Origin of the sequence: Delftia tsuruhatensis NBRC 16741, from assembly GCF_001571325.1 — a bacterium.
GTDB lineage: Bacteria > Pseudomonadota > Gammaproteobacteria > Burkholderiales > Burkholderiaceae_C > Comamonas > Comamonas tsuruhatensis.
In genome coordinates this window covers 18874-31192 of sequence record NZ_BCTO01000014.1, presented here as the reverse complement: position 1 = coordinate 31192, position 12319 = coordinate 18874, and the positions used below count along the sequence as shown (strand labels likewise).

Sequence of the window (12319 nt, the reverse complement as noted above, 5' to 3'; positions counted from 1 at the left end):
CCCCTGTCGGCACAGGCTGACAGGGCGCCGGTGCGCCGCTGCGCACAATGGGGGCCATGCCCTCAGATACCCCGGAAACTCCCCCCGCCTCGTTCTGGTCCGCACGCCTGGACCGGCTGCTGGAACTGAACCCGCTGCGCGCCATGTGGAACGCCGTGCAGCTGTGGCTGGACGCCGATGGCCTGCGCATGAGCGCCGCCATGTCCTTCTACGGCATCCTGAGCCTGGCCCCGCTGCTGCTGCTGCTGGTCGGCGTGCTGGGCTGGTGGGTGGACCGCAGCTATGTGGAGCACCAGCTCATCGATCAGGTGCAGGACGTGATCGGCGAGCGCGGCGCCCAGGTGGTGCGCGGCGCGCTGGAAAGCGCCCAGCGGCCCGACGAGGGGCGGCTGGCTTCGCTGTTCGGCTTCATCCTGCTGATGTCGGGCGCCACCGGTGTCTTCGTGGAGCTGCAGTCCGCGCTGGAAAGGCTCTGGACCTCCAACGGCGAGCCGCCGCCGCCCAAGGCCGTGTGGTGGCGCATGGCCGCGCTGCGGCTGCGCGGCCTGACCTATGTGCTGGCGCTTGGCTTCTTGCTGCTGGTGTCCATGGCCCTGTCCACGGCCATCCAGCTGATCACCAACTGGGCCGGCACCAAGCTGCAGATGCAGCCGCTGGGGCCGCTGGTCAGCCTGATCAACGAGTGCGTGTCCTTCGGCATCACCGTGCTGCTCTTTGTGGGGCTGATGCGCATAGGCGGCGGCCCCAAGCCCCGGCTGCGCTATCTGATCTTCGGGGCCATCATCGGCGCCCTGCTGTTCACGCTGGGCAAGCAGGCCCTGGCCTGGTACCTGGCCACGGCGGCCGTGGTCTCGGCCTATGGCGCGGCGGGCTCGCTGGTGGTGCTGCTGATGTGGATCTACTTTTCCTCGGCCATCCTGCTGCTGTCGGCCGCCACGGCCAAGGCCTTCAGCGATGCCGGCGTGCGCTTCACCCACCCTATCCGCTGGGCGCCGCCCGCCGAGGCGGCCAGCGCCGGGGACACTCCGGGCGGCAAGGGCTGAGTTCCCGCATTTCGACGAAGATGAACGCCTGCGCCGCGGCCCGCAAAGCCGCGGCGCAGGCGTTTGGGCAATGGAACAATGCAGCAAAGTCCCCTGGCACCAAGGCCGGGGGCCAAGGACAAGATGGACCGATTGCAGACCATGCGGGTATTCCAGACCGTGGCCGACGAGGCCGGGTTTTCGGCGGCGGCGCGGCGCCTGGACATGTCCGTGCCCACGGTCACGCGCCTGGTGGCCGACCTGGAGCAGCACCTGGGCACGCGGCTGCTGCAGCGCACCACGCGAAGCGTGTCGCTGACCGAGGCTGGCGAGGCCTACCTGGAGCGCGTGCGCGGCATCCTGGCCGATGTGGAGGACGCCTTCAGCCTGGCCCAGGCGCACACGCTGGAGCTGTCTGGCGCCGTGCGCGTGCTCACGCCGCCCGTGTTCGCCGAGCATGTGCTGGCACCGCTGGTGGCGGACTTCCACCGCCTGCATCCGCGCATTTGCATCGAGGTCTTCGTGGAGTCGGCCAGCGAGGCGGCCGTGGGCGAATACGACATCACCTTCGTCAATGCCGAGGAGGGCTACGACGGCAACGTGGTGGCCCGGCCCATCGTCACCACCTGCGGCCTGGCCTGCGCCGCGCCCGAGTACCTGGACGCCCATGGCGTGCCTGTCGTGCCCGAGGACCTGGCCGGCCACCAGTGCCTGCTGCGCCGGCGCATCCAGGGCCGCTCCGACATGCTGCGCATGCGCCGGCTCGACGGCAACGCGGGCGAGGTCGAGGTGGCCGTGCGCCCCGTGCTGGTGGCCAACCACACGGGCACGCTGCTGCGCGCCACGCTGGACGGCGCGGGCATCAGCACCCAGCCGCTGGACCTGATCGCGCGCCACCTGCGCTCGGGCCGGCTGCGCCATGTGCTGCCCGAATGGACCACGGGCCGATTCACGCTCTACGCCACCCTGCCCACGCGCAAGTTCATGCCGGCGCGCGTGCGCAGCTTCCTTGACTTCGTGGCCGAGCACACGCAGCGCTCCATGCAGGGCCTGCCCGAGAACCTGCCGGCGCTGTCCATCTAGCGTTCCCCGCTCCTGCCGGCCTGCGCCTGTCATCTAGGTTACTGCCGCAGCGGTTTGCGCCTCGGGGTTTCCCAGGTGAATTCCGCTGTGCGGAATCTTCGGGTTGATGGTGCACGGCACCGCCTCCTAAGCTGGTTCACAGCAAACAAGGAGGCAAGGCAATGCGAGAACAGACCCTGGTCCGGTGGCGGCCACCGGCGGCGGCAGGCGGGAGGCGGTGATGGACGTCTTCCTGCAGCAAGTGCTCAACGGACTGACCCTGGGCGGCATCTATGGCCTCGTGGCCCTGGGCCTGACCCTGGTCTACGGCATCCTGCACGTGCCCAACTTCGCGCACGGGGGCTTCTACATGATCGGCGCCTTCGTGGCCTTCCAGGCCATGGTGGCCTGGAGCTGGGGCTACTGGGCGGCCATGCTGGTGGCGGCGGTGGCGGTGGCGGTGCTGGGCATCGTCAGCGAGCGGCTGATCTTCCATCCGCTGCGCAAGGCCTCGCCCCTGCATCCCAAGATCGCCTCCATCGGGCTGCTGCTGTTTCTGGAAGCGGGCGCCCAGGCGCTGTGGGGCGCGGACTTCCAGCGCATGCCCACGCCCTATACCTCCATCGTGGAGATGGGCGGCATCACGGCGCCTGCGCAGCGCCTGCTGATCATAGTCGCGGCCTTTGCGCTGATGGTGGCGCTGCACCTGTTCCTGACGCGCACCACCACGGGCTCGACCATCATCGCCATGGCCCAGAACCGCGAGGGCGCATCGATGGTGGGCATCGATGCCAACCGCGTATCCATGCTGACCTTTGCCATCTCAGGCGTGCTCGCGGCCGTGGCGGCCACGCTGTATGCGCCCATCAACCTGGTCTATCCGGCCATGGGCCACCTGGTCATCACCAAGGCCTTCGTGATCATCATCCTGGGCGGCATGGGCAGCATCCCGGGCGCCGTGCTGGGCGGGCTGATCATCGGCTTCGCCGAGAGCTTCGGCGCCTACTACATCTCCACCGACTACAAGGACATCATCGCCTTCGTGCTGCTGGTGGTGATCCTGTCGCTGCGCCCTCAGGGCCTGTTCGCCAAGAGGAGTCATTGAATGAACGGATTCATCGACTCCCGCGTTGCCTGGGGCCTGCTGCTGGCCGCCGGCATCGCCTTTCCCTGGCTGGCGGGCAACGACTACCACCTCACGGTGATGAGCACGGCCTACATCTTCGCCATCGCCACGCTGGGCCTGAACCTGATCACGGGCTACACGGGCCAGCTCAATCTGGCGCATGCGGGCTTCATGGCCGCGGGCGCCTATACCGTGGGCATCCTCACGGTGGACCATGGCTGGCCGTTCTGGGGCGGGCTGGTGATGTCGGGCGTGGTGTGCGCGGTGCTGGGCTACCTGATCGGCATCGTCTCGCTGCGGCTCAAGGGCCACTACTTCTCCATCTTCACGCTGTGCGTGGGCTACATCATGTTCCTCGTCATCGAGAAGTGGGAGGGCCTGACCCACGGCACGGTGGGCATCATGGGCATCCCCGCGCCCGAGGCCCTGGGTGCGCTGAGCTTCGAGTCGCCGCTGGCGCTGTACTACCTGGTGCTGGCCTTCCTCGTGGCCTCGGTCTGGGTGATGCGGCGCATCGTCCGGTCGCTGCTGGGCCGCACCTTCGTGGCCATCCGCAACAGCGACGAGCTGGCCGAGGCGCTCGGCATCAACCTCATGCGCAACAAGGTGCTGGCCTTCATGCTGAGCGTGGTCTACGCGGGCGTGGCGGGCGGCCTGTATGCGGGCTTCGTGCGCTTCATCGGGCCGGACATGGCGGGCGTGCACCACACCTTCGACATGATGATCTTCGCCATGGTCGGCGGCATGGGCACGGTGCTGGGGCCGCTGCTGGGCGCCATCGGCATGCCCTGGATCACGCAGTACCTGCAGTTCCTGCAGGAGTACCGCTTCATCGTCTTCGGCCCCATTCTCGTGATGCTGGTGATCTTCATGCCCTACGGCGTGGTGGGCAGCGTCACCGCCTGGCGCGCGCGCCGCAATGCCAAGGAGGGCAAGCCGCATGCTCAAGATTGACCACCTGACCAAGCGGTTCGGCGGACTGGCCGCCGTGAGCGATGTCAGCACCGTGATCGAGGAAGGCCGCATCAACGCCATCATCGGCCCCAACGGCGCGGGCAAGACCACGTTCTTCAACCTGATCAGCTGCGTGCACAAGCCCACCTCGGGCACCATCACCTTCAATGGCCAGGACGTGACCTCGCTTCGCACCGACCAGGTGGCGAAACTGGGCGTGGCGCGCACCTTCCAGACCACGGCGCTGTTCGACCGCGCCACGGTGCTGGACAACCTCATCGTGGGCCACCGGCTGCGCACGCGCTCAGGGCTATGGGACGTGCTGCGCGGCTCCAGCCGCCTGCGCGAGGAAGAGCGCGTGTGCCGCGAAAAGGCACGCGACGCGCTGGACTTCGTGGGCCTGTCGCATGTGGCCGGCCGCATCGCGGGCGACATCACGCAGGAGGAGCGCAAGCGCGTGGCCTTCGCGCTGGCCCTGGCCACCGACCCCAAGCTGATGCTGCTCGACGAGCCCGCCGGCGGCGTCAACCCCGAGGAGACCGAGGGCCTGGCCGAGCTGATCCGCAAGCTGGTGCGCCACGGCATCACGGTGGCGCTGATCGAGCACAAGATGGGCATGATCATGAGCCTGGCCGACAAGATCCTGGTGCTCAGCTACGGCGAGAAGATCGCCGAGGGCACGCCCGAGGAAATACGCCGCAACCCCGCCGTCATCGATGCCTACCTGGGGAGCGAGCATGCTGAAGTTTGAGAACGTGTCGCTGCGCTACGGCAGCTTCCTGGCGCTGGACGGCGTGAGCCTGCATGCCGACCGGGGCGAGCTGGTGGTGCTGCTGGGCGCCAACGGCGCGGGCAAGAGTTCGCTGTTCCTCACGGCCAGCGGCATCCACAAGGCCGCGGGCGGCTCCATCGTCTGGAACGGGCAGGAGCTGGCCGGGCGCAAGCCTTCGGCCATCGTGCAGTCCGGCGTGGTGCAGTGCCCCGAAGGGCGCAAGCTGTTCCCCCAGATGTCGGTGCTGCGCAACCTGCAGCTGGGCGCCTACGTGCACCGCCGCGACCCCGGTCCCAGCCAGAAGACGCTGCAGGAGGTGATGGAGCTGTTTCCCATCCTGCGCGAGAAGCAGCATGATCCGGCCGGCTCGCTGTCGGGCGGCCAGCAGCAGATGGTGGCCATCGGCCGCGCCATGATGGGCCGGCCCCAGGCCCTGCTGCTGGATGAGCCCTCGCTGGGCCTGGCGCCCCTGGTCATCAAGCAGATGTTCGAGGCCATACAGCGCATCAACGCGGCCGGCACCACCGTGCTGCTGGCCGAGCAGAACGCCTATGCGGCGCTGAAGATCGCGCACCGCGCCTATGTGATGGAAAGCGGCCGCATCGTGCGCGAGGGCAGGCCCGCCGAATTGCTGGCCGACGACTCCATCCGCAAGGCCTACATCGGCGCATGACGCCGCCTCTTGCCTCTACCCAAGCCACCACCACCAACGATCCAAGGAGACAGACATGACAGCATTCGTACCATTGACCCGCCGCAGGGTGGGCACGCTGGCCCTGGCCTGCGCCGCCGTGGCCGCCGCCGGCCCCGCGCTGGCGCAGGAGGTGGTCAAGATCGGCTACTCCGGCCCGCTGTCGGGCGGCGCTGCCCAGTACGGCAAGAACGTGCTCGACGGCATGCAGATGGCCGTCTCCGAGATCAATGCCGCAGCGCCCGAGATCGGTGGCAAGAAGGTCAAGATCGAGATCGTTCCGCTGGACGACAAGTACAACCCGTCCGAGACAGCGATCAACGCCCAGCGCCTGGTGCAGCAGCACAAGACGGCGGCCATCCTGGTGCCGCATTCGGGCGGCATCTTCGCGCTGCAGACCACCAACGAGCGCAGCAACTTCATCGTGCTGGCCTACAGCTCGGTGCCGCAGATCACCAACCGGGGCAACAAGCTGACCCTGCGCATCCCGCCCGAGTTCACCTCGTACATCGACCCGTTCTCCAAGTACGTGATGGGCCGCTTCGGCAAGAAGGTGGCCCTGGTGGGCGCCGACCACGACTACGCCAAGGCCTGGGTCGCTGCCTTCAAGCCCGGCTGGGAAAAGCTGGGCGGCACCGTGGTGGCCGAGAACGCCATGAGCTACAACCGCGCCACCGATTTCTACAGCGGCGTGAGCAAGGCACTGGCCGAAAAGCCCGATGTGCTCTTCGTGGGCGGAGCCTCCGAGCCCACGGCCCTGGTCGTCAAGCAGGCGCGCGAGCTGGGTTTCAAGGGCGGCTTCGTGGTCATGGACCAGGCCAAGCTCGACGAAATGGCCCGCGTGGTCGGCGGCTATGCGCCGCTGGAAGGCGCCATCGGCGTCATGCCCGTCTCCGAGGACACCAAGCCCGAGAACAAGGCCTTCGTCGAACGCTTCGGCAAGGTCTACCCGGGCCGCATCCCGGGCTCGGAGGCGCAGTGGAACTACACGGCCGTGCACGCCACCGTCAAGGCCATGCAGCTGGCCGGCTCTGCCTCGGACACCAAGGCCATCCACGCCAAGCTCGACGAGGCCTACAAATCCCTGCGCCCCGACGTGAACCCCGGCGGCGTCAAGGGCGTGGATGATCGTGGCGGCACGTTGACCACGGAGCGCGGCGCCGCTGTGCGCGACGGCAAGATCGAGGCGGTGATGACGGTGGCGAACAAGTAGAGCGCCGCTCAGTTTTTCGACCGAAAGCGCCTGGTGCCAGCTTGATCTGGCCCAGGCGCTTTCTTGTGGACTCAGTTGTCCGGTACTTGCGTTTGACGTTACTGACGCGACGCGTTATTATTTGCTTCCATGACGATCCAGTCATTCAAGTGCCCCGACACCGAGCAACTGTTCCAGCAGAGGCGGGTGCGTCGGTGGAGCAGCATTGAAGTGGTTGCGCTGCGCAAGCTTCGGATGCTGCATGCCGCTCATGTGCTTCAGGACTTGAGGGTCCCGCCCGGAAACCGGCTGGAGGCGCTACAGGGGGATCGCAAGGGGCAGCACAGCATCCGCATCAATGACCAGTGGCGCGTGTGCTTTGTGTGGACCCATGAAGGCCCGAGTCAGCTGGAGATCGTCGATTACCACTGAAGCGAAAGCGTTGATCCAGGATCTGGCGCAGGAGTGCTGACCATGAACAAACCTTTGAACCTCCCCACGCCAGGCGAAATCCTGGCCACTGAATTTCTGGAGCCCATGGGCCTGACGCAATACCGCCTGGCCCAGGCCATCCATGTCCCGCAGACACGCATCGCGGCCATTGTGAAGAACGGCCGCTCCATCACGGCGGATACGGCGCTGCGCCTGGCGCGCTTCTTTGGCACGTCCGTGGAGTTCTGGATGAATCTGCAAAGCCAGTACGACGCCGATATCGCGCGCGAGGCCATAGGCGACGAACTGGAGTCCATCGAGCCCTTTGCTCTGCAGGCTTGAAGAAGACATGCTGAGTCGCTGCGCAGCGGCTCACGTAAGAAAGGCCCCTGCACCGCGGTACAGGGGCCTTTCTCATTGCAGGGCTGCGTTGTTTACAACAAGCTCGCTCCACCATCCAGCACCAACGCCTGCCCCGTCATGTGCCGCGATGCATCGGACGCCAGGTAGACCACGGCGCCCTTGAGGTCCTCCTCGCCGCCGATGCGTCGCAGCGGGGCACGGGCGATGAGCTGGTCGCCGAGCTTGTCGATGAGGCCGTTGGCCAGCTTGCTGGGGAAAAAGCCCGGGCAGATGGAGTTGACGCGGATGCCGTAGTGGCCCCATTCCGAGGCCAGGGTGCGCGCCAGGTGCACGGCGGCCGCCTTGGAGGTGTTGTAGGCCACGGTGTTCATGCCGGGCGGCGTGCCCTTGAAGGCCGCGACCGAGGCCGTGATGATCACGTTGCCCCGGCCCTTGGGGATCATCACGCGCCTGGCCACTTCGCGGGTGAGGAAGAAGGGTGCGGAGACGTTGAGGTTCATGACCTTGTTCCAGGCCTCGTCCGGGTATTCCTCGGCCTTGGCGCCCCAGGTGGCGCCCGCGTTGTTGACGAGGATGTCGATGTCGCCGCAGCGCGCCAGCACGTCCTCGACCAGGGCGGGGATGGTGTCGAACTTCTGCAGGTCGTTGGTGAAGGTCTCGACCTGGTAGCCCAGGCCCTGCAGGTGGGCCTTGGCTTCGGCCAGCTCGTCGGACTTGCGCGCCGTGATGGCGAGCCGGGCGCCCATCTCGCCCAGCGCCTCGGCCATCTGCAGGCCCAGGCCGCGCGAGCCTCCGGTGATCAGGGCGGTCTTGCCCGTGAGGTCGAACAATGCTTTCACGCTCATGCTGTATGTCTCCTGGCTTGGGTTTCTGGTGGTTGAGCAACACCTGCATGCTAGGGCGCCGGCACCGTGCACGCTGTCGTCTTGGCTACTTTGCCGTGCTGCGCCGTGCTGAGCGGTACCGCGCGGGCACCTGCGGGACAGGCGTTCAGGCCCTGTCGATGTCCTGCTGCAGCCGCCGCACCATGCGCTGCAGCGCGGGCACGCCGTCCTGGCGCAGCGCGTCGGCCGTGACGAAGCGCGAGGGCCCGCCCAGGCTGACGGCCATCAGCGGCAGGCCGCGCCCCGGCGAGAAGGCCAGGGCGATGGCGTTGACCTCGGGCTGCCAGTCGCCGAACGAACGCGACAGCCAGGGCTGGGGCTGGTTGCCTGCCTCCGGCCACAGCGGCAGCTGGGCCTGTGCGGCGGCCCATTGCTCGGGCGCGTGAGACTGCAGATAGTCCAGCGCGCGCTGGCGCTCGGACGCGGGGCTGGCGGCCAGCCAGGCACGGCCCACGGCCGTGGTGGCCAGGGGAATGCGCGAGCCCATGTCCAGGTCGCGGTGCATGAAGCGCGCGCTGGGGCAGTGCTCGATGTAGACCATGTTGTGCCGGTCGCGCGTGGCCAGGGCCACCTCGGCATCGGTGGCGGCCGCCAGCTTGCGCATCAGCGGGCGCGCGATCTGGCGCACGTCCAGGCGCGAGAGCATGGCGCTGCCCAGCGCCAGCGTGGCCGTGCCCAGGCGGTATTTGCCCTCTTCGGGCACATGGATGAGGTAACCCAGCGTGGTCAGCGTGTGCGTCAGGCGCGAGACCGTGGACTTGGGCAGTCCGCAGCGCCTGGCGATGTCCTGGTTGCCCAGCAGCTTCTCGCCGGAGCGAAAGCACGACAGCACGTCCAGCCCGCGCGCCAGTGCGACGATGAAGTTGCGGTCTTCGTCGCCTGGCGGGGCTGAAGGAAAGGAGGAGGGCGGCATGCGCCGATTATCGGCAGCCGCCCCGCCACGGGGTGTCGTGGGCTTTACTTCTCGACGAAGGCGCGCTCGACCACGAAGTCGCCGGGCGTGGTGGTGTTGCCTTCCTTGAAGCCGCGGTGCTCCAGCAGCTCCTTGAGTTCGTTCAGCATGGCGGGGCTGCCGCACAGCATGACGCGGTCGGTCTCGGGGTTGAGCTCGGGCAGGCCGATGTTCTGCGGGAAGGTTCCGGCCGTGATCTGGTTGGAGATGCGGCCCTGGTTGCGGAAGGGCTCGCGCGTCACCGTGGGGTAGTAGATGAGCTTGTCCTTGACGATCTCGCCGAGGAATTCGTGCTCGGGCAGTTCCTTCTCGAACAGCTCCTGGTAGGCCAGCTCGTTGGCATGGCGCACGCCGTGCACCACGACCACCTTCTCGTAGCGCTCGTAGGTCTCGGGGTCGCGCGCCACGGCCAGCCAGGGGGCCAGGCCCGTGCCGGTGCCGATCAGGTACAGGTTCTTGCCGGGCAGCAGGTAGTCGATCAGCAGCGTGCCCGTGGGCTTCTTGCCGACGATGATGGTGTCGCCCACCTTGATGTTCTGCAGGCGCGAGGTCAGCGGGCCGTCGGGCACCTTGATGGACAGGAACTCCAGGTGCTCCTCGTAATTGGGGCTGGCAATGGAGTAGGCGCGCAGCAGGTTCTTGCCGTCGACCTTCAGGCCGATCATCGTGAAATGGCCGTTGGAAAAGCGCAGCGCAGTGTCACGGGTGGTGGTGAAGGAGAAAAGGCGGTCGGTCCAGTGGTGGACGGACAGCACGCGTTCTTCAAGAAAAGCACTCATGTTGGCAATACGGTGAATTCGGGGCGGACAGTGCCCGCCGGGACGTTGCAATGAGAGGTCAGTGCCATTCAGGCACGCGGTGGCGGGAAGCACAGGGGGCAGGCGCGGTGTGCGCGTTGCCGCTGCTTCGTGGCGGCCGGTGACCGGGGCAAGGTCGCTATTGTCCGGTAAATGGCGTCAAAAGGGGCAGGCGCGAACCTTTGTCTTGATACGGATTAGTGATAAGCAAAATGACGCTGGCCGAGTCCATCGGGCCATCGCCTATTGCTTTTCGGGCAGGCCAGCGTCGAGTGTCCAGGGCTGTATGGCCTGTGCCAGCCAGTCCATAAGCACGCGCACGCGGCGTGGCAATTGGCGGCGGTGGGCATAGACCAGGTGCAAGGGCATGGGCGGGGGCGGATGGCGGGGCAGCACCTCGACCAGTTCCCCTGCGTCCAGCAGCGGCTGCACGGCCAGGCGCGGGACCTGGATCAGGCCCAGGCCGGCCTGGCAGGCCGAGAGATAGGCCTCGGCGTTGTTCACGGTGAGCGCGCCCGCCATGGGCAGGCTGAGTGCCTGGCCGTCCTCCTCGTACTCGAAGCCCAGCGGCCGCGCGCCCAGCGTGCGCTGGTAGTGCACCAGCCGGTGACCTCCCAGATCCTGCAGCGTGGCGGGCAGCCCGTGGGCCTGGACATAGCCGGGGCTGGCGCAGGTGGCCAGCGCCACCAGGCCCAGCGGGCGGGCGACCAGCCCGGGCTCGTCCACGGGGCCCAGGCGCAGCACGCAGTCGAAGCCTTCGCGCACCAGGTCCACGCGGCGCTCGGTGCAGCTCAGCTCCAGCTCCAGCGCCGGATGGCTTTGCAGCAGTTGCGGCAGCAAGGGCATGACGACGTGGCGCGCCAGGCCGGTGGTCATGTCCAGCCGCACCTTGCCTTGCAGCGGTGCGTCGCCGGCCTGCTGGAACTGGCCCTGGAACTCGTCCACGTCGGCCAGCAGGTCCTGGCAGCGTTCGTAGCAGGCCTGGCCGTCCTGGGTGAGCTGCACGCGCCGCGTGGTCCGGTGCAGCAGCCGCGTGCCCAGCCGCGCCTCCAGCTGCTGCACGGCCTGGGAGACGCTGGCCTTGGGCAAACCCATGCTGTCGGCCGCACGCGTGAAGCTGGCCATCTCGGCCACGCGGCTGAAGATCTGCATCTGCTTCAGAAGCTTGATTGTTTGCATGATGCGAACAAATAAATCAGAAACAGCCAATTTATCCAAAAATAGACCTTCAATACAGTCGCTGTCATTGCAAACCACCTAACGAGGTCCGCCATGACAGCGTCTCTTTCGAACACTTCTTCCTCTGCCGCCCGCCGCATCGTCCTCGTCACGGGCAGCAGCCGCGGCCTGGGCCGCAATACGGCCGAGCATCTGGCGCGCCAGGGCCTGGACGTGTTGCTGACTTACCGCGAGCGTGCCGACCAGGCCCAGGCCGCCGTGGCCGCCATCGAGGCGCTGGGCGGGCGAGCCGCCGCCCTGCAGCTGAACGTGGCGCGCAGCGCGGGCTTTGCGGACTTTGCGGCCCGCGTGCGCCGGGCCCTGGCCGAGACCTGGCAGGCCGACCGCCTCGATGCGCTGGTGCACAACGCCGGCATCGGCATCAATGCGCCATTCGCCACCACCACCGAGGCGCAGTTCGATGAATTGGTCGCCATCCACCTGAAGGCGCCGTTCTTCCTGAGCCAGCACCTGCTGCCCCTGCTGCGCGACGGCGGCAGCATCATCCACCTGTCCAGCGGGCTCACGCGCTTCACCCAGCCGGGCTATGCGGCCTATGCATCCATGAAGGGCGGGGTGGAGGTGCTGACGCGCTACCTGGCGCGCGAGCTGGGGGCGCGCGGCATTCGCGTCAACACGGTGGCGCCGGGGGCGATTGCCACGGATTTTGGCGGTGGCCGTGTGCGCGACGATGCGCAGGTAGGCGCGGCCCTGGCCAGCCAGACGGCACTGGGCCGCGTGGGCCAGCCCGACGACATCGGCCCCGTGATGGCCGCCCTGCTGCAGCCCGGCATGGGCTGGGTGCAGGGTCAGCGCATCGAGGCCTCGGGCGGCATGTTTCTCTGAAGGCGCCA

Annotated in this window: 14 protein-coding genes; 10 read left to right on the top strand and 4 right to left on the bottom strand. The window is 67.4% G+C overall.

Annotation, left to right across the window (positions count from 1 at the left end; all coding sequences use genetic code 11):
• The first annotated feature begins 56 nt into the window (after positions 1-56).
• The 9 genes from DTS01S_RS06805 (at position 57) to DTS01S_RS06765 (ending at position 7593) form a co-directional block, all read left to right on the top strand.
• The gene (locus DTS01S_RS06805) at positions 57-1043 is read left to right on the top strand and encodes a YihY/virulence factor BrkB family protein (protein WP_016448676.1); all 987 of its coding nucleotides are present in this window, start codon (positions 57-59) and stop codon (positions 1041-1043) included.
• A 123-nt stretch (positions 1044-1166) separates the two neighbouring features.
• The gene (locus tag DTS01S_RS06800) at positions 1167-2105 is read left to right on the top strand and encodes a LysR family transcriptional regulator (protein ID WP_016448675.1); all 939 of its coding nucleotides are present in this window, start codon (positions 1167-1169) and stop codon (positions 2103-2105) included.
• Positions 2106-2325: 220 nt separating this feature from the next.
• The gene (locus DTS01S_RS06795) at positions 2326-3189 is read left to right on the top strand and encodes a branched-chain amino acid ABC transporter permease (RefSeq protein ID WP_016448674.1); all 864 of its coding nucleotides are present in this window, start codon (positions 2326-2328) and stop codon (positions 3187-3189) included.
• Positions 3190-4164, top strand: coding sequence for a branched-chain amino acid ABC transporter permease (locus tag DTS01S_RS06790; RefSeq protein WP_017405281.1), 975 nt, complete (start codon positions 3190-3192; stop codon positions 4162-4164).
• Positions 4151-4915 carry an ABC transporter ATP-binding protein gene (locus tag DTS01S_RS06785; RefSeq protein ID WP_016452146.1) on the top strand — a complete coding sequence of 255 codons (765 nt, stop codon included), beginning with the start codon at positions 4151-4153 and terminating at the stop codon, positions 4913-4915. Before DTS01S_RS06790 ends, DTS01S_RS06785 begins: the two co-directional genes overlap by 14 nt.
• Positions 4902-5609, top strand: coding sequence for an ABC transporter ATP-binding protein (locus DTS01S_RS06780; protein ID WP_016448672.1), 708 nt, complete (start codon positions 4902-4904; stop codon positions 5607-5609). Before DTS01S_RS06785 ends, DTS01S_RS06780 begins: the two co-directional genes overlap by 14 nt.
• A 55-nt stretch (positions 5610-5664) precedes the next feature.
• Entirely contained in the window at positions 5665-6840 is a 1176-nt protein-coding gene (locus DTS01S_RS06775) for an ABC transporter substrate-binding protein (protein ID WP_016448671.1), read from the top strand.
• 129 nt (positions 6841-6969) lie between these two features.
• Positions 6970-7251, top strand: coding sequence for a type II toxin-antitoxin system RelE/ParE family toxin (locus DTS01S_RS06770; protein ID WP_016448670.1), 282 nt, complete (start codon positions 6970-6972; stop codon positions 7249-7251).
• Positions 7252-7293: 42 nt separating this feature from the next.
• Positions 7294-7593 (top strand): HigA family addiction module antitoxin, encoded by a 300-nt coding sequence (locus tag DTS01S_RS06765; protein ID WP_026062357.1) that lies wholly within the window; start codon positions 7294-7296, stop codon positions 7591-7593.
• 92 nt (positions 7594-7685) lie between these two features.
• Here the strand turns inward: DTS01S_RS06765 and DTS01S_RS06760 are convergent, their stop codons facing one another.
• The 4 genes from DTS01S_RS06760 to DTS01S_RS06745 form a co-directional block, all read right to left on the bottom strand.
• On the bottom strand, positions 7686-8459 hold the full coding sequence (locus DTS01S_RS06760; RefSeq protein ID WP_016448669.1) for an SDR family oxidoreductase: 774 nt from the start codon (positions 8457-8459) through the stop codon (positions 7686-7688).
• Positions 8460-8604: 145 nt separating this feature from the next.
• Positions 8605-9411 carry an IclR family transcriptional regulator gene (locus tag DTS01S_RS06755; RefSeq protein ID WP_017405286.1) on the bottom strand — a complete coding sequence of 269 codons (807 nt, stop codon included), beginning with the start codon at positions 9409-9411 and terminating at the stop codon, positions 8605-8607.
• A gap of 44 nt (positions 9412-9455) precedes the next feature.
• Positions 9456-10229, bottom strand: a complete 774-nt coding sequence (locus DTS01S_RS06750; RefSeq protein ID WP_016448667.1) for a ferredoxin--NADP reductase — start codon at positions 10227-10229, stop codon at positions 9456-9458.
• 261 nt (positions 10230-10490) lie between these two features.
• Positions 10491-11426: a LysR family transcriptional regulator gene (locus tag DTS01S_RS06745; RefSeq protein WP_017405287.1), complete on the bottom strand. Its 936-nt coding sequence runs from the start codon at positions 11424-11426 to the stop codon at positions 10491-10493.
• A gap of 93 nt (positions 11427-11519) precedes the next feature.
• On the opposite strand from DTS01S_RS06745, the gene DTS01S_RS06740 reads away from it, so the two are divergent.
• A complete protein-coding gene (locus DTS01S_RS06740) occupies positions 11520-12311 on the top strand; it encodes an SDR family NAD(P)-dependent oxidoreductase (protein ID WP_017405288.1) in 792 nt (263 codons plus the stop codon).
• The last annotated feature ends 8 nt before the right edge of the window (positions 12312-12319 follow it).